The 16495-nt window shown below is 64.4% G+C and carries 13 protein-coding genes; 6 read left to right on the top strand and 7 right to left on the bottom strand.

Annotation, left to right across the window (positions count from 1 at the left end; all coding sequences use genetic code 11):
- Nucleotides 1-67 precede the first annotated feature (67 nt).
- Complete coding sequence (locus MTR72_RS11545; protein WP_280964112.1) at nt 68-3895, top strand: YhdP family protein; 3828 nt, start codon at nt 68-70, stop codon at nt 3893-3895.
- 272 nt (nt 3896-4167) lie between these two features.
- On the opposite strand, the gene MTR72_RS11550 is transcribed toward MTR72_RS11545, so the two are convergent.
- The 4 genes from MTR72_RS11550 to tyrS form a co-directional block, all read right to left on the bottom strand.
- Entirely contained in the window at nt 4168-5862 is a 1695-nt protein-coding gene (locus MTR72_RS11550; protein WP_341510371.1) for a methyl-accepting chemotaxis protein, read from the bottom strand.
- A 345-nt stretch (nt 5863-6207) separates the two neighbouring features.
- Complete coding sequence (locus MTR72_RS11555; RefSeq protein WP_280964110.1) at nt 6208-6645, bottom strand: DoxX family protein; 438 nt, start codon at nt 6643-6645, stop codon at nt 6208-6210.
- A 220-nt stretch (nt 6646-6865) separates the two neighbouring features.
- Complete coding sequence (locus MTR72_RS11560; RefSeq protein WP_280964109.1) at nt 6866-8137, bottom strand: MFS transporter; 1272 nt, start codon at nt 8135-8137, stop codon at nt 6866-6868.
- A 56-nt stretch (nt 8138-8193) separates the two neighbouring features.
- Nucleotides 8194-9447, bottom strand: a complete 1254-nt coding sequence (gene tyrS / locus MTR72_RS11565; RefSeq protein ID WP_280964108.1) for a tyrosine--tRNA ligase — start codon at nt 9445-9447, stop codon at nt 8194-8196.
- Between the two features lie 161 nt (nt 9448-9608).
- Here tyrS and MTR72_RS11570 point away from each other — a divergent pair, with 161 nt between their 5' ends.
- The 3 genes from MTR72_RS11570 (at nt 9609) to MTR72_RS11580 (ending at nt 11821) form a co-directional block, all read left to right on the top strand.
- Entirely contained in the window at nt 9609-10712 is a 1104-nt protein-coding gene (locus tag MTR72_RS11570; RefSeq protein WP_280964107.1) for an anhydro-N-acetylmuramic acid kinase, read from the top strand.
- Nucleotides 10713-10809: 97 nt separating this feature from the next.
- Nucleotides 10810-11487 carry a glutathione S-transferase family protein gene (locus MTR72_RS11575; RefSeq protein ID WP_280964106.1) on the top strand — a complete coding sequence of 226 codons (678 nt, stop codon included), beginning with the start codon at nt 10810-10812 and terminating at the stop codon, nt 11485-11487.
- Between the two features lie 10 nt (nt 11488-11497).
- A complete protein-coding gene (locus tag MTR72_RS11580) occupies nt 11498-11821 on the top strand; it encodes a DMT family transporter (protein WP_280964105.1) in 324 nt (107 codons plus the stop codon).
- A 12-nt stretch (nt 11822-11833) separates the two neighbouring features.
- On the opposite strand, the gene MTR72_RS11585 is transcribed toward MTR72_RS11580, so the two are convergent.
- The 3 genes from MTR72_RS11585 to MTR72_RS11595 are packed head-to-tail and all read right to left on the bottom strand — an operon-like array spanning nt 11834 to nt 13295.
- The gene (locus MTR72_RS11585; RefSeq protein WP_280964104.1) at nt 11834-12124 is read right to left on the bottom strand and encodes a DUF1330 domain-containing protein; all 291 of its coding nucleotides are present in this window, start codon (nt 12122-12124) and stop codon (nt 11834-11836) included.
- Nucleotides 12121-12639, bottom strand: coding sequence for a DUF1697 domain-containing protein (locus MTR72_RS11590; RefSeq protein ID WP_341510372.1), 519 nt, complete (start codon nt 12637-12639; stop codon nt 12121-12123). Before MTR72_RS11590 ends, MTR72_RS11585 begins: the two co-directional genes overlap by 4 nt.
- A gap of 8 nt (nt 12640-12647) precedes the next feature.
- On the bottom strand, nt 12648-13295 hold the full coding sequence (locus tag MTR72_RS11595; protein WP_027524593.1) for an alpha/beta hydrolase: 648 nt from the start codon (nt 13293-13295) through the stop codon (nt 12648-12650).
- A gap of 348 nt (nt 13296-13643) precedes the next feature.
- Between MTR72_RS11595 and MTR72_RS11600 the strand changes: the two genes are divergently transcribed.
- Complete coding sequence (locus tag MTR72_RS11600) at nt 13644-14801, top strand: cysteine desulfurase family protein (RefSeq protein ID WP_341510373.1); 1158 nt, start codon at nt 13644-13646, stop codon at nt 14799-14801.
- A gap of 94 nt (nt 14802-14895) precedes the next feature.
- On the top strand, nt 14896-16392 hold the full coding sequence (sufB, locus tag MTR72_RS11605; protein ID WP_280964101.1) for a Fe-S cluster assembly protein SufB: 1497 nt from the start codon (nt 14896-14898) through the stop codon (nt 16390-16392).
- Nucleotides 16393-16495 lie beyond the last annotated feature (103 nt).

Raw genomic sequence — 16495 nt, forward strand, 5'->3', positions numbered from 1 at the left:
GCACCACCCCACTGCTCGTTGAACGCGCTCCCGGGGCGAAATGACGAACAGCAGGAACATTCGAGGAATGGCGGCAATCCCGGCGAAGGGGACTTCGATCCCCGTCGACGGGTGCGGCCCCGGCGGCGCTCAATCCTATGATGGGCGCCTGTATCGAGAGGCAATGGCAAGGAATACGTCGCCCCAGGATCATTATCGGGATTACGATCGGCGCGGCGGCGTACAAGAGCCGCTGGAATGGGACGAGGCCGACTGGGATCCGGATCAGGAGGAGGCGGCGGGCAATCGTGCCCGTCGGCTGTTGTCGCGTTCCAATTCGGGCTTCCACCGCGTCGGTGATGGGTTGGGGTCGTTCCGGCGGTGGCTGGCCGCCGATCGCTGGTTGAAGCGGCTGGCCATCGTCGTCGGCGCCCTCGTCGTCATCGTCGTCGGCTGTTTCGGCGCGCTGTGGTGGCGGCTCGGTGCCGGCCCCATCAATCTCGATATCGCAACGCCTTGGCTCGCGGCGGCTATCGAAGACAATATCGGCAATGGCAACACTGTGGAGGTCGGCGGCACGCAGATCGAGCGGGCCGGTCGTGTCCGCATCGCCGTGCGCATCCGCGACATCATCGTCCGCGACCGCGACCAGGCCATCGTCGCCAGCGCGCCGAAGGCGGAGGTGAAGCTGTCGGGCACGGCGCTGTTGATGGGCCGGCTGCGTGCCGAAAGCCTCAACCTCGTCGATGCCGAGCTGGCGATCCGCATCGCGCCTGACGGGGCCGTCACGGTGTCGGCCGGCGACACCGCAAAACCTCTGGCAACCGGCGTCGCGTCGAAGACGGAAGCGGGCCTGCCGCCGACCTTCCCGCGTACGGAAGCTGCGTCGCCGCCCGCGTCGGTGGCGCCCGGTACCTCGTCCAGCCCCAGCGCGCCCGCCGCGGCGGCCACGAGCAGTGCCCAGAATGGAATTCTCGCCGGTCTCGACTGGCTCGACAGCCTGAGCATGACTGGTCTGGATGGTCAGAACCTCAACGAGATCGGTCTGAAGAACGGCAACCTGATCGTCGACGACCAGCAGCGCGGCAGCAAATGGACGTTTGAGAACATCACCCTCAGCCTGCGCCGGCCGAGCCACGGCGGGGTGGCGCTCAGCCTCGGCGAGGAGGGTGCACGTCCGTGGATGTTGCGCGCCACGATCGGACCATCCGAGAACGGCGTGCGCTCGGTCGACATTCGCGCCGACAAGGTCTCGACCTCCAACATCCTGCTGGCGCTGCGGCTGAAGGACCTGACGTACAATGCAGACCTGCCGCTGACTGGCGAGCTCAAGGGCGAGCTCGGCCGCGACGGCGTTCCGACCTACTTCCGCGGCAAGATCGCTGTCGGCGCCGGCAACGTCATCGACACCGATACGCCCGATTATCCGATGGCGATCGACTCGGCCGAGATCAACGTCGAGTGGGACGCCGGGCGGCGGGTGCTGGTCGCACCGTTCAAGATACTCTCGGGCGCCAACCGCATCACGCTCCTGGCGCATCTCGAGCCGCCCAACGGCAGCACCAACGACTGGCAGCTCGGCTTCAGCGGCGGCTCGATCCTGCTGGGCGGGATCGATAACGAGCCGCCGCTGGTGTTCAACCGCATTGCCATCGGCTTCCGCTTCGACAGCGACCACAAACGCGTGCTGCTGACGCAAGCCGATGTTTCCAACGGCGAGATCGGCGTCGCCGGCACCGGCAGCATCGACTATTCGGGCGAGCCGCGGCTGATGCTCGGCTTTGCGGGGACGCCGATGTCGGCCTCCGCCCTGAAGCGGATGTGGCCGACGCTGATCGTTCCGGAACTGCGCGAATGGGTGATCGAGCGGATCGAACGCGGCACGCTCCAGCGCATCGAGATCGGCATCAATTCGCCGACACGCAACCTTCCGCGCAAGGGGCCGCCGATTCCCGATGATGGCCTGTCGGTCAACATCGTGGCGAATGGCGTTGCGGTTCGTCCCGTTGACGGCATGCCGGTGGTGCACGATGCCGACCTGAGAGCGCACGTAACAGGGCGCACCGCAACTGTGACGATCGGACAGGGCGTCGCGGACACGCCCGCGGGCCGCAAGATCACGATCTCCGATTTCACCTTCGAGGTGCCGGACATGGCGCCGAAGCCGTCCCCCTCGCGGAGCAGGTTCCGCGTCGACGGACCGGTGCCGGCAGCGGCGGAAATTCTCGCCAATGACCGCCTGAGCGATCTGTCGGCGACCTTCGTCGATCCCAACACCAGCAAGGGGACGTTCTCGGCGAACATCATGCTCGGCATGCCGGTCAAGGGCGAACTGACCAAGGACGACACCACCTACGCCGTGACTGCCGATCTCAACGGCTTTGCCGCCGACAAGTTGGTGATGAACCAGAAGCTAGAGGCCAACAACCTCAAGATCGTCGCCAACAACCAGGGCTATCAGGTCAAGGGTGACGTCAAGATCAACGGGCAGGCGGCCTCGGTCGACTATCGCAAGCCGGCTGAGGGCGACGCCGACGTCCGCCTGCAGGCCACACTTGATGACGCGAGCCGGGCGCGGATGGGCTTCGATCTCAGTCCCGCCGTCAGCGGCTCGCTGCCGATCAAGCTCTCGGGCAAGATCGCAAGCGGCCCGGACCAGACGACCAAGCTGGCCGTCGAGGCCGACCTGACCTCGGTCAAGCTCGACAACATCCTGCCCGGCTGGGTCAAGCTGCCGGGCAAGTCGGGCAAGGCCACCTTCAAGGTCGTGCCGACCGCGCAATCGACGCGCCTCGAGGACATCGTCATCGAAGGCGGCGGCACCTCGATCAAGGGCTCGCTGGAGGTCGACCAGAACGGCGACCTCATGAACGCGAACTTCCCGACCTACGCGCCCTCCGACGGCGACAAGGCGTCGTTGAAGGTTGAGCGCGGTCCCGACGGTGTGATTCGCGGCAGCATGCGCGGCGACGTGTTCGATGCCCGCGGTTTCCTGAAGTCCGCGATCTCAGGCAATTCCAAGGACGATGCGAAGAGCAAGCTGAAGAACATCGACTTCGACATCGACGTGAAGCTTGGCGCGGTCGCCGGTTTCAACGGCGAGGCGATGCGCAGCGTCGATGCCAAGATGTCGAAACGCAGTGGCGCCATCAAAGCCCTCACCCTGAGCGGCAAGATCGGCAGTAACACGCCGGTGGCGGCCGACCTGCGTGGCGGCCGCGCCCAGGGCAGCCGCGAGGTCATTTATCTCCAGACCAACGATGCCGGCGCGCTGCTGCGCTTCACCGACACCTACACCAAGGCTGTTGGCGGGCAGATGGTGGTGGCGATGGAGCCGCCGACGTCCGAGCCGAATACGTCGCGCGAGGGGCTCATCAACGTGCGCGACTTCACGGTCAAGGGCGAGGCGCAGCTCGAGCGCGTTGCCGCGGGTGCGCCAAATGGGACTGGGAACGGCGTCTCCTTCAGTGCGCTGCGCGCAGAGTTCACGCGGCAGAACGGCGCGCTGACGATCCGTGACGGCGTGGTCAAGGGGCCGATGATCGGTGCCACGATCGAAGGCTCGATCGATTATCCCGGCAATCAGGTGTGCATGAGCGGCACCTTCGTGCCGATGTACGGCGTCAACAACATCTTCGGGCAGATACCTTTGTTCGGCATCTTCCTCGGCGGTGGCAACAACGAGGGCCTGATCGGCGTCACCTACGAGGTCGTCGGCACCCCCGCCGCGCCGGTGATGCGTGTCAATCCGATCTCGGCGATGGCGCCGGGCCTGTTCCGCAAGATCTTTGAGTTCAACACCGGCAAGCAGAACTCGCCGATCGACGAACTGCCGACGCAGCAGCCGAGGGGTGACAGCCCGACCGGATCATCGACGCGCCAGCTATCGAACGGCTGCACCCTCGCGCGGCGCTAGTGCAAAGTCCGCTTTCATTTCATGGATGCGATCAGGCGTGATCGTTGCCACATCTCCCGGTTGCGGGGAAGGCAATCGCATTTGAAAAAGCTCTTGGTACGCGGATTCCCTGCGGCCATCCTTCGAGACGCCCGCTTTGGGCGGGCTCCTCAGGATGAGGTTTTGTTCTCCGGCGAAATCTTAGATCCTCATGGTGAGGAGCGCCGCCTTACGGCGCGTCTCGAACCATGAAGCCGAGCATGTTCACGGCCTTATGAGCTGATTTGCGCGGCCTACGCCGCGCGCACGCCCGCCAGGAAGGTGCCGACTTCGCCGGAGAGCTGCTCGGCCTGCTTGGAGAGGTTCGATGCGGCCGCGAGCACCATGCCGGCGGCGTTGCCGGTCTCGTTCGCCGCTGTGCTGACGCCGCCGATATTGGTGGTGACTTCCCTGGTCGCTTCCGCGGTCTGCGACACGCTGCGGGCGATCTCGGCGGTCGCCGCACCTTGCTCCTCGATCGCGGCCCCGATCGAGGTTGCGATCCGGCTGACCTCCTCGATGGTCGCGGTGATCCCGCCGATGGCGTCCACGGCCTCCTTGGTCGCGCCCTGGATCTGCGCGATCTTGTCGCCGATCTCGCGGGTAGCTTCCGCGGTCTGGCTGGCGAGCGACTTCACCTCGGAGGCTACGACGGCAAAGCCGCGGCCGGCTTCGCCCGCGCGCGCGGCCTCGATGGTGGCGTTGAGCGCGAGCAGGTTGGTCTGGGCGGCGATGCTCGAGATCAGCTCGGCGACGTGCTCGATCTGCTGGGCACCGTCGGACAGCGCGCGCACGATGGTGTCGGTACGGCGGGCGCTCTCCACCGCGCGGCCGGTGACCTCGGCGGATTGCGCGACCTGGCGGCTGATCTCGGTGATCGAGGAGGAGAGCTCCTCGGCGGCGGCGGCCACGGTCTGCACGCGCTGGCTGGCTTCGGTGGCGGCGGTGCCGACCACGGCGGCCCGGCGGTTGGTGCCTTCGGCGGTCGAGGACATCGACTTGGCCGTGGTCTCCAGTTCGCCGGAGCCCGAGGCCATCAAGCCGACAAGCTGGCCGACCGAGGCATCGAAGCGGTCGGCGAGCGCGATCAGCGCCTCGCGCTTCTCCTGCTCGCTGCGGGCCTTGGTGGCGACCTGTTCGGCCTCGAGCGCGCGCGCCGTCAGCGCGGTCTGCCTGAGCACTTCGAGCGTCTCGGCCATGCGACCGATCTCGTCGCCGCGATCGGTCTCCGCGACCGGCTTGTCGAGGGCGCCGTCGGCGATCTCCTGCATGCGGTTTTTCTGGCGGTCGAGTGCGCTGAGCACGTCGCGGGCGATCAGCCAGGACAATGTCGCCATCAGCAGCATCAGGCCGATGCCGACTGCTGCGAGCTCCAGCGTCAATGCGCGCACGTCGGCGTCGATGTCGTCGACATAAAGGCCGTAACTCATCGTCACGTTCCAGGGCGCGAATTTGCGTGCGAATACGGTCTTGCGGACAGGCTCGGTCTGGCCGGGGCGGGGATACAGATACGACGTCACGCCGCCTAGAGGATTTTGACTGGCGACATTGATGATCGCGTCGGCGATGACCACGCCGTTGGAATCGGTGGCGCCGGTGATCTTGCCCTCGAGCTGCTGGTTGGCGCCGTTCACGAGGAGGGACGAATCGGAATTGTAGACGACCGGATAACCTTGGCCGCCGTTGAAGCTCATGCGCCGGCCGCGCAGATGGAACTGGGCTTTGGCGTCTCCCGGCGAGAGCTTGCCGGCGGTGACGTCGTCCTGGAGCGATTGGGCGAGGCTGTAGAGGAGATCGACCGCGGTGCGCATCTGCTGCGCGCGGTCTTCCATCATGCGGCTCTTGCTGAGGAAGGCGGATACCGCGATGATGGCGGTCACTGTGAGCGCTGCGAGATAGACCATGCTGGCAAGCTTGGTGCGGATTCTCAAATGACTCAGCAGCTTCATCACGGCCCCTAGCGAATGGTTGTTATTGCGCGCATCGGTAGCATGAAGTTCTTACCAATCATGAATGGACGCATGCGACGCACCGCCGTGCGGGCAGCTTTCGCAGGCGGACGCGCTAGCGTGCGGGCGAATTGCCGCCGCCGGCGTGCGCCGGCTCGCGAGCTCGCGAAAATCGATCTTAGACTTTGGTTGTCTTAGCCCGGCCCGACCCGCAATGAAGCGATTCGTTCACCGCATCATCCTGTCCGTGCTGCTGGTCGCAGCACTGGCCGTCATCTGGAACGTGCTGGGGGCACGTTGAACCGGCACCGGCAGATCTGCCGGTGCCGTCTTGCTTCGAACAGTTTAGCGCCGCGCGTAGGCGCCGCCCGGCTCGCCGCTCTCCTTGCCCATCAACGCATCGACGCTGATCAGGCCGCCGCCGGCAGCGGAGAGGTAGAGGCAGGCGAAGCAGAACAGGATCGCCGCGGTGCCGCCGTTGAGCAGCGGCAGGAACACCGGCGAGCCGCTCTTGAACATGTGGCCCATGAAGTAGGCGAAGGCCATTTCACCCGAGAGGATGAAGGCCGTGAGCCGGGTGAATAGGCCGAGCATGAGCGCCGCGCCGAGCACAAGCTCGAGCGTACCGGCCGCATAGATCAGCGGCGGGATGTCGGCGAAATAGGGAAGCACGGGAAACTTGAAAAGTTTCGCGACGCCGTACTGGAACAGCAAGAGACCGGTGATGAAGCGAAACAGGCTCAAGAGAACCGGCTGATAGCGAGAGAGAAAAGTAAAGTTCATGGTTTGCGCCCTTCCATCCAAGACAGCGACTTGAATCGCATTCGGTTCCACCCTGCAAGCAGCACGTTTTAAAATCGCGCTGACATTTTCGTCATGTAAGACAAAACACCGCAGACGAGGACTTGAGCCCTGCACGATCCGCATTTTTTGCGTGTATCGGCGCCACATCAGCCCGTAATTTCCCGGTGACGTGCATGATTGCAGGTTACCTTGGGGAGACCTACCGCCGCAAGGCGGGCACAACCAAGAATGGAATCATGCCGAGCACGACGCTCGCAAGTGCGAAGACGAGCAGGGCGTTGTAGCCGTGGGTCGCGTCATGGATCAGGCCGCCGCTCCAGGAGCCGAACGCAGAGCCTAGTCCGCTGCCGATCGAAATCGTGCCGTAGATTGTGCCGACGCGCTCACCGCGAAAGATCTTCATCGCGGTCGCGGTGATCAGCGGTCCGCGCGAACCCATCATGCTGCCGAAGCAGACGACGAAGCCGGTGAGCAGGATGATGTTCGGATAATACGGCAACAGCCAGAGCAGGAAGATGCCGAGGATCGAGATCGCGTAGCTCAACAGCACGGACGGCCGGCGTCCGATCAGGCCGTCGAGTGCGGAGACGCCGAGCATGCCGAACACCAGCACGACGCCGGAAAATCCCCACGCAGTTGCCGCCTGCAACGGCGGAAAGCCGGCATCGATCAGATAGGCGACGATCTGCGCCGCGATCGCATACATGCCGACGGCGGTGAAGAAGAAGGTCGAGAACAGCGCCCAGAAGGCGTGGTGTCGCATCGCGCTCAGAAGGGTCCAGCCGTTGTCGATGAAATGCGGATCCGTCTTCTTGACGACATGCGGCGAGCCCCCTGCGAACAGGCGCCACGGCAGCAGCGTCAGCGGCACCAAGAGGCCGAGCGCGGCAAGGCCGAATATCTGATAGGTCTCGCGCCAGCCGAGATGGTCGATCAGGAGCTGCGAGGCCGGCAGCAGCGCCAGCACGCCGCCGCCCATCGCCGAATAGACCACCGCCATCGCGGTTGGCAGCCGCGGTCCGAACCAGCGGCCGAGCAGGATCGAGTTCGGAACGTTGCCGATGAAGGCGACGCCGATGCCGACGCAGATGCCGATACTGACCTGGAATTGCCAGAGATGCTGCGCGTGGCCCGCGATCAGGAATGCGGAGCCGAGCAGGAGAAGTCCAAGCGAGTAGACGATGCGCGGCCCCGAGTGATCGAACAGCCGCCCGACCAGCGGCGCGGTCAGTCCGCTGATCAGCCAGGTCAGCGAATAGATTGAGACGACCTGGGCGCGATCCCAGCCAAAGTCCTGCGAGATCGGCTTCAGGAAGACGGTGAAGCTTTCGCTGAGGCCGCGGCCGAGCACGGCCAACGTGAAGCACAACGCCAGCACGACGAGCGCAGTGCGCACGGCGCCTTGCTGCGTTGCTGCGACTTGTTCCCTCGCAGTTTCCTTCGACGCTTTCTTGGGCGTGTTCTGGTCCATTGCCGATCAGGGAGCGCGCTTCGGCGCGCCCTGACAAGCATCAAAAGCACATACGCCTATGCAGGCCTGACGAGGACGTGCTTCTTCTTGCCGAACGACAGCTTGATCACGCCTTCCGGCGTCAGATTGGCCGGCGAGAGTGTCATCTTCTCGTCGGTGACGGGCTCGTCGTTGACGCGCAAGCCGCCGCCCTTGATCTGGCGCCGGGCTTCACCGTTGGAGGTGACGAGGCCCGCCTTGACGAAGGCATTGAGCACGCCGAGGCCGGAGTCCAGTTCGCCGCGCGGAATTTCCACGGAAGGCAGGGTTTCGGCCAGCGCGCCTTCCTCAAAGGTGCGGCGCGCGGTCTCGGCGGCCTCGAGGGCGGCCTCGCGGCCGTGCAACAGCGCGGTCGCTTCGGTGGCGAGCACCTTCTTGGCTTCGTTGATCTCCGAGCCCGCGAGCGCCTCGAGCTTCCTGATCTCGCTCATCGGCATCGTCGTGAACAGTTTCAGGAACTTGCCGACGTCGGCGTCCTCGGTGTTACGCCAGTACTGCCAGAAATCGTAAGGCGAGAACTGGTCGGCGTTGAGCCAGACCGCGCCTTGCGCGGTCTTGCCCATCTTGGCGCCCGACGCCGTGGTGAGCAGCGGCGTCGTCAGCGCGAAGAGCTGGTGCGTCCCCATGCGGCGGCCGAGATCGACGCCCATGATGATGTTGCCCCACTGATCCGAGCCGCCCATCTGCAGGCAGCAGCCGGTGCGCTTGGCGAGCTCGACGAAGTCGTAGGCCTGGCAGACCATGTAGTTGAACTCGATGAAGCTCATCTCGTGCTCGCGCTCGAGGCGCAGGCGCACGGAGTCCATGGTCAGCATGCGGTTGACCGAGAAGTGCCGGCCGACGTCGCGCAGCATCTCGATCCAGTTGAGCTTGGTGAGCCACTCGGCGTTGTCGAGCATCACGGCGTCGCTCTTGCCGTCGCCATAGCGCAGCACCTTGGCAAACACGCCGCGGATCGAGGCCTTGTTGGCCTCGATCTCGGCGACGGTGCGGATCGCGCGCGTCTCGTCCTTGCCGGAGGGGTCGCCGACCATGGTGGTGCCGCCGCCCATCAGTGTGATCGGCTTGTTGCCGGACTGCTGCAGCCAGTGCAGCATCATCATGGTCAGGTAGTTGCCGATGTGCAGCGAGGGCGCGGTACAGTCGTAACCGACATAGGCGATTGCCTCGCCCTTCGCGGCAAGCGCGTCCAGCCCCTCGAAATCGGAGCACTGGTGGATGAATCCACGTTCCTGCAGGGTATTGAGGAAATCCGATTTAAATGCACTCATCTGTCAGCGGCTCTGATCATTCTTATTTTACGGTAACTGGGGCTAGTTGCGGAACCCAGGCCAGCGGGACTGCCGCAGCAAAGCGCGCTGTGGCATTATAAGATGTGCTTGTTTGATACAAGCCAGGCGTCGGGGTAGGAAGACGTCGAGGCTTACTTGAGATGATGTTGACCGCACTCGGTCTGATGAGCGGGACCTCGCTTGACGGGGTGGACGTCGCGCTGATCGAAACCGATGGAAAGCAGATAAAGGCATTCGGGCCGTCCGGCTACCGGCCCTACGGTCCGGCCGAGCGCAGCCTGCTGCGCCGGGCGCTCACCGAGGCCGTGAACCTGCCGCAGCGTGATGCCCGGCCCGGGGTGCTGGCCGAGGCCGAGCGCGCCGTGACGCTGGCCCATGCGGAAGCCGTGGCCGCGTTCATCGCCCAGAACCGGATGAGGCCGGAGGACATCGACATCATCGGCTTCCACGGCCAAACCGTGCTGCACCGGCCCGAGCGCCGCATGACGGTGCAGATCGGCGACGCGCCGGCGCTGGCCAAAGCCATCCATGTCCCCGTGATGCATGATTTCCGCGCCGCCGACGTCGAGGCGGGCGGGCAGGGCGCGCCCTTCGTGCCGGTCTACCATCGGGCGCTGGCACAGTCGCTGGAGCGCGAGGGGCCGATCTGTGTCGTCAATATCGGCGGTGTCTCCAACATCACCTATATCGACGGCAACGACACGCTGATCGCATGCGACACCGGGCCCGGCAACGCGCTGCTCGACGATTTCATGTACCGCATCATGAACCAGGCGTTCGATGCGGACGGCAAGTTCGCCGCGCTCGGCAAGGCTGATGAGACCTGGATCGCGCGGGCGCTGGAGCTGCCGTTCTTCGCGCTGCCGCCGCCGAAATCGCTCGACCGCAATGATTTTGCCGCGCTCAAGCTGGGCGACATGGCGCCCGCCGATGGCGCCGCGACGCTCACCGCCTTCACCGCGGCGGCAATCGCTCGCATCATCCCGCTGCTGCCGAGGCGGCCGCGGAGCTGGATCATCTGTGGCGGCGGCGCCCGCAACCTGACCATGCTGCGCATGCTGCGGGAGCGGGTGGGATCGGCGACCGTCGAGGCCGCCGAGACGCTCGGCTGGGCCTCCGACGCCATCGAGGCGCAGGCGTTTGGCTTCCTCGCCGCCCGCGGCCTGAAGGGCCTCCCGCTCTCTTATCCCGCGACCACGGGCGTACCGATGCCGATGACGGGCGGGGTGATCGCTCGTCCTTGAGGTCCCACGCGGTCGATGCAGAAGCATCGATCTTGACGGTTGGATGCAAATGCATCTATATTGAATGCAGTTGCATCAAACCGCCGGGATCAGGACCATGACCGCAGCCCTCAAACTGATCAGCCACAAGCTTTGTCCCTATGTGCAGCGCGCGGTGATCGCGCTCTCCGAGAAGGGCGTGCCGTTCGAGCGGATCGACATCGACCTCGCCAACAAGCCGGATTGGTTCCTGAAGATCTCGCCGCTCGGCAAGGTGCCGGTGCTGGTGGTCGCGACCGACAAGGGCGAGATCGCGCTGTTCGAGAGCAACGTGATCTGCGAGTACATCGAGGAGACGCAAGGCGGCGTCAGGCTGCACCCGGCCGACGCGCTGAAGCGGGCCGAGCACCGCGCCTGGATGGAGTTCGGTTCGGCGATCCTGGGCGATCTCTGGGGGCTGGAGACCACGACAGACCCCGCGACCTTCGACAGCAAGCGCCAGGCCATCGCCGGCAAATTCTCCCGTGTCGAGGCGGCACTTGGTGCCGGCCCCTTCTTCGCCGGTGATCGGTTCAACCTCGTCGACGCGGTGTTTGCCCCGATCTTCCGCTATTTCGACGTGTTCGATGGGCTCGCCGAACTCGGCATCTTCAGGGATGTGCCGAAAGTGCGGGCGTGGCGGGCGGAGCTTGCCAATCGTCCGAGCGTGCGCACGGCGGTCGGTGCGGACTATCCGCAATTGCTGCGTGCCTTCCTGGTGCGCCACGACGCGCATCTGCTCAAGCTCGCGGCCTAACGGGATGCCGATGTCACCGTCGTTGGCCTGGCTCATGCTCGTGATCGCAGGCGCGCTCGATGTCGGCTGGGCGATCTCGATGAAATACGCCGAAGGTTACACGCGGCTTGGCTGGAGCGTCGCCTCGCTGGTGCTGCTCGCCGCCTTCGTCTTCCTGCTCGGACGGGCCTTGAAGGTGCTCGAAGTCGGCGTCGCCTATTCGGTGTGGACCGGCATCGGTGCGGCCGGCACCTTCCTGATGGGCGTCGTGCTGTTCGGCGAGACGCTGAGCGCATTGAAGATCGCGGGCATCGCGCTGGTGCTGATGGGAATAGCGGCGCTCAAGCTGGCGTAAGACGATCACCGATCAGGTGCATCCGTCGGCAAGCAGCAGCTTGCTCGTCGTCGTCGCGTGGCGCAGCTTGAACAGCTCCTGAATCTCGGGGTCGCCGAGGAATGCTTCTGCGTTCTCGCGCGCAGGAAATTCGATGATGACGAGGCGCTCCGGCGCCCAGTCGCCCTCAATCGCGGTCGGCTGCACCCCGCGAACGATGTAGCGTCCAAAATGCTTGGCGATGAAGGCCGGAATTTCAGCGATGTATGTCTTGAAGCCGGCAAAGTCGTTCACCGACAGGTCGAGCACCAGATAGGCCTTCATTGCTGGAGCTCCGCGGCCATCTTTGCGAGCGTGACGATCGTGTTCATGTTGCGCGCGGTGCCGGCCTTGGCCGCGGGGATGACGAGCTTCGACGTCCCCATGCCTTCGCCATAGTGCACGTAGATCTCGCGGCGGCCGAGGCGGACCTCCTCGTTGTTCTGGCCGCGGATGCCGGCAAGCGCGTCGGCCGGCGGGGCCTTGTCGAGGAAGATCGCGACCGTGCGGTTGGGAGCAGCCGTCGGGAATGGATTGTCGGCCGCAACCTGGGCCATCTCGGCGGCGCTGCGCACCAGCACGCCGACCGGCGCGCCGGCGTAGGCGTGCAGGCACTTTTCGAGCGCGGTCTTGATCGCGGCTTCCGACTTGCGGGACGTGAACACCACATTGCCGCTGGCGATGTAGGTGCGCACGGCGGCGAAGCCGAGCTCCTCGCACATCGCCTTGAGCTCGCTCATCGGCAGCTTGCCAGTGCCGCCGACATTCACGGCACGCAGCAAGGTGACGAACGAGCCCATTTGAAGCCTCAGCGCACGTTGGCGAGCCGCATGTCGAGATAGGCAGTGATGGTCTCCATCAGCGGCTCGAGCTTGCCGTCGAAGAAGTGGTTGGCGCCGGGGATGACCTGCTGGTCGATCACGATGCCCTTCTGCGTCTTCAGCTTCTCGACCAGCGTGTTGACGTCCTTGGGCGGCACCACCGCGTCCTTCTCGCCGTGCACGATCAACCCTGAGGACGGGCAGGGCGCAAGGAAGGAGAAGTCGTAGAGGTTGGCGGGCGGTGCGATCGAGATGAAGCCTTCGACCTCCGGGCGGCGCATCAGGAGCTGCATGCCGATCCAGGCGCCGAAGGAGAAGCCGGCGACCCAGCAGGCACGCGCTTCGGGATTGATGGTCTGCGCCCAGTCGAGCGCGGCGGCGGCATCCGATAATTCGCCGGTGCCATGATCGAACGAGCCCTGGCTGCGGCCGACGCCGCGGAAGTTGAAGCGGAGCACGGAGAAGCCGCGATGTGCGAAGGCGTAGTAGCACTGGTACACGATCTGATGGTTCATCGTGCCGTGAAACTGCGGATGGGGATGCAGGATCATCGCGATCGGCGCGTTCTTCTGCTTGGCCGGGTGATAGCGGCCCTCGAGACGGCCCGCAGGGCCGGCGAAAATGACTTCAGGCATCGATGATCTCTTGATTGATTCCCTTGAGAGATGATCCTTGGCAATCAACCGCTTGTAGTGGCCTCATCGACAGCGAAGCCGACGAAAGCACGAATGAGGGTGAAGGCGCCTTGCGGTGATGCGCGAGTGCGCGCGGTGACTTAAGGCCCGCGTTCTAACATAGGCTGTGGGTCAAAAAGCAAGCATCTTGAACATCGCCTAATCCGTTCAAGATGTTAGCGTGTCATCGTGGCGTCATCGCGAGGCCGCGGTTTTGGAATCGAGGTTGCCAAACGCACGGCTGCGGCCCACGTCGGGCGATCCAACGCGCAAGACCACGTCTCGCGAATTCAGGTAGTATAGTACTTCATGCGGAATCGTGTTTATCTCGACTGGAATGCCACCACCCCGCTCCGCGCGGAAGCACGGATGGCGATGCTGGCCGCCTGGGACCTGATCGGCAATCCGTCCTCGGTGCATGCGGAAGGGCGCGAAGCACGACGGTTGATTGAGAAAGCGCGTGGGGCGCTGGCGTCCGCCGTGGGCGCGCTGCCGCGCAACGTGGTCTTCACCTCGTCCGGAACCGAAGCCAATGTGCTGGCGCTGTCGCCCGGCTTATCGGCCCCGGCCGGCGGGACGGTGGAGCGGTTGCTGGTTTCGGCGGTCGAGCATGCCTCGGTGCTGGCCGGGGGACGGTTCCCGAGCGACAGGATTGGTCAGATTCGGGTCACGCCGTCGGGGGTGGTCGATCTCGAACACCTCAACGCCTTGCTTGGCGCCGGCGCGCCGGCGCTGGTTTCCATCATGGCGGCCAACAACGAGACCGGCGCGCTTGAACCGATCGGGAAGGCGGCAAAGGTGGTGCACGACGCGGGCGGCCTGCTGCATGTCGATGCGATCCAGGCGCTCGGAAAGATTCCATTCGATATCAAGGCGGTAGGTGCCGACCTTGCGACCTTTTCTGCGCACAAGATCGGCGGTCCCAAGGGCGTCGGCGCGCTGGTCGTGGCCGAAGGAGTCTCGGGGCTGGAGCCCGTGCTGCGCGGGGGCGGGCAGGAGCTTGGTCGCCGGGCGGGAACCGAGAATGTGGCTGGCATTGCCGGCTTCGGCGCGGCGGTAAAGACGGCCGTTCAGACGCTCTCTGAGGATGCGGAGCGCATGGCAAGCCTCAGAGATCGCTTGGAAAATGGGCTCCGCTCCATCGCTGGCGCGACCATCTTTTCGGACGATGTCCAGCGGTTGCCCAATACCGTCCTGTTCAGCGCGCCAGGCCTGAAGGCCGAGACGGCCGTGATCGGCTTCGACCTCGAAGGCATCGCGGTGTCCTCGGGCTCGGCCTGTTCGTCGGGAAAGGTACAGCCGTCCCATGTGCTTTCGGCGATGGGATTTGGCCCTGCCATTGCCCAGGGAGCGGTGCGCGTCAGTCTGGGCTGGTCCACGCAGCCCGAAGACATCAATCGGGCCTTGGAGGCTTGGCGAAAGCTGGGTAATACCCTACTTAGAGAGCAGGCACGAAACACGGCTTGAATCGTTCTAAGCACGTGCTTTCGGCTAGGAAACATCGTAATAGTCGTCCGAGTTTGATCCACCGCGGTCCTTGAAACCGCGAGCGGAGGATGGAATGCCAGCCGTACAAGAGACGGTCGAGCGCGTGAAGCGCATCGACGTCGACCAGTATCGTTATGGGTTTGAGACCCTGATCGACTCCGAGAAGGCCCCCAAGGGGCTATCGGAAGAGACCGTAAAGTTTATCTCACAAAAAAAGAACGAACCCGCCTGGATGCTCCAGTGGCGGCTCGAGGCCTATCGCCGCTGGCTGACCATGACCGAGCCGACCTGGGCGCGCGTCGAATATCCCAAGATCGACTTCCAGGACATCTACTATTACGCGGCGCCGAAGCCGAAGAAGGCGGTGTCCTCGCTCGACGAGATCGATCCGGAGATTCTCAAGACCTACGAGAAGCTCGGCATTCCCCTACGGGAAGTCGCGATGCTCGAAGGCATCGAGCCCAAAATCGGCGAGCAAGATCCGGCGCAGCGCAAGATCGCGGTCGACGCGGTCTTCGACTCCGTCTCGGTTGCGACCACCTTCAAGGCCGAGCTGAAGAAGGCCGGCGTGATCTTCATGCCGATCTCGGAGGCGATCCGCGAGCATCCCGAGCTGGTGCAGAAATATCTCGGCTCCGTGGTGCCGACCTCGGACAATTTCTATGCGACGCTGAACTCGGCGGTGTTCTCCGACGGCTCGTTCGTCTACGTGCCGCCGGGCGTGCGCTGCCCGATGGAGCTGTCGACCTATTTCCGCATCAACGAGCGCAACACCGGCCAGTTCGAACGCACGCTGATTATCGCTGACAAGGGCTCCTACGTCTCCTATCTCGAAGGCTGCACCGCGCCGCAGCGCGACGAGAACCAGCTTCACGCCGCCGTGGTCGAGCTCGTCGCGCTCGATGATGCCGAGATCAAATATTCGACGGTGCAAAACTGGTATCCCGGCAACTCGGAAGGCAAGGGCGGCATCTACAATTTCGTCACCAAGCGTGGCGACTGCCGCGGCGCCCATTCCAAGATTTCCTGGACCCAGGTCGAGACCGGCTCCGCCATCACCTGGAAGTATCCGAGCTGCATTCTCCGCGGCGATAGCTCCCGCGGTGAGTTCTATTCGATCGCGATCTCGAACGGCTTCCAGCAGGTGGACTCCGGCACCAAGATGATCCACCTCGGCAAGAACACGTCGAGCCGGATCATCTCCAAGGGCATCGCCGCCGGCAAGTCGCAGAACACCTATCGCGGTCTCGTCACCGCGCACCGGAAGGCGACAGGCGCGCGCAACTTCACCGCCTGCGATTCCTTGTTGATCGGCGACAAATGCGGCGCGCATACCGTGCCGTACATCGAGGCGAAGAACTCGTCGGCGACGTTCGAGCACGAAGCGACGACCTCAAAGATCTCCGAGGACGTGCTGTTCTATTGCATCCAGCGCGGCCTTTCCCAGGAGGAAGCGGTCGGCCTCGTCGTCAACGGCTTCGTCAAGGACGTGCTTCAGCAGCTCCCGATGGAGTTCGCGGTGGAAGCGCAGAAGCTGATCTCGATCTCGCTTGAAGGGTCGGTCGGTTAAGTCGGACCTCATCCTGAGGAGGCTGCGAAGCGGCCGTCTCGAAGGATGGAAATCGGAAAGATTGTTGGCCACGTCCTTCGAGACGCGCCTGCGGCGCTCCTCA

It is taken from the genome of Bradyrhizobium sp. ISRA442 (assembly GCF_038085055.1).
Classification (GTDB): Bacteria; Pseudomonadota; Alphaproteobacteria; order Rhizobiales; family Xanthobacteraceae; genus Bradyrhizobium.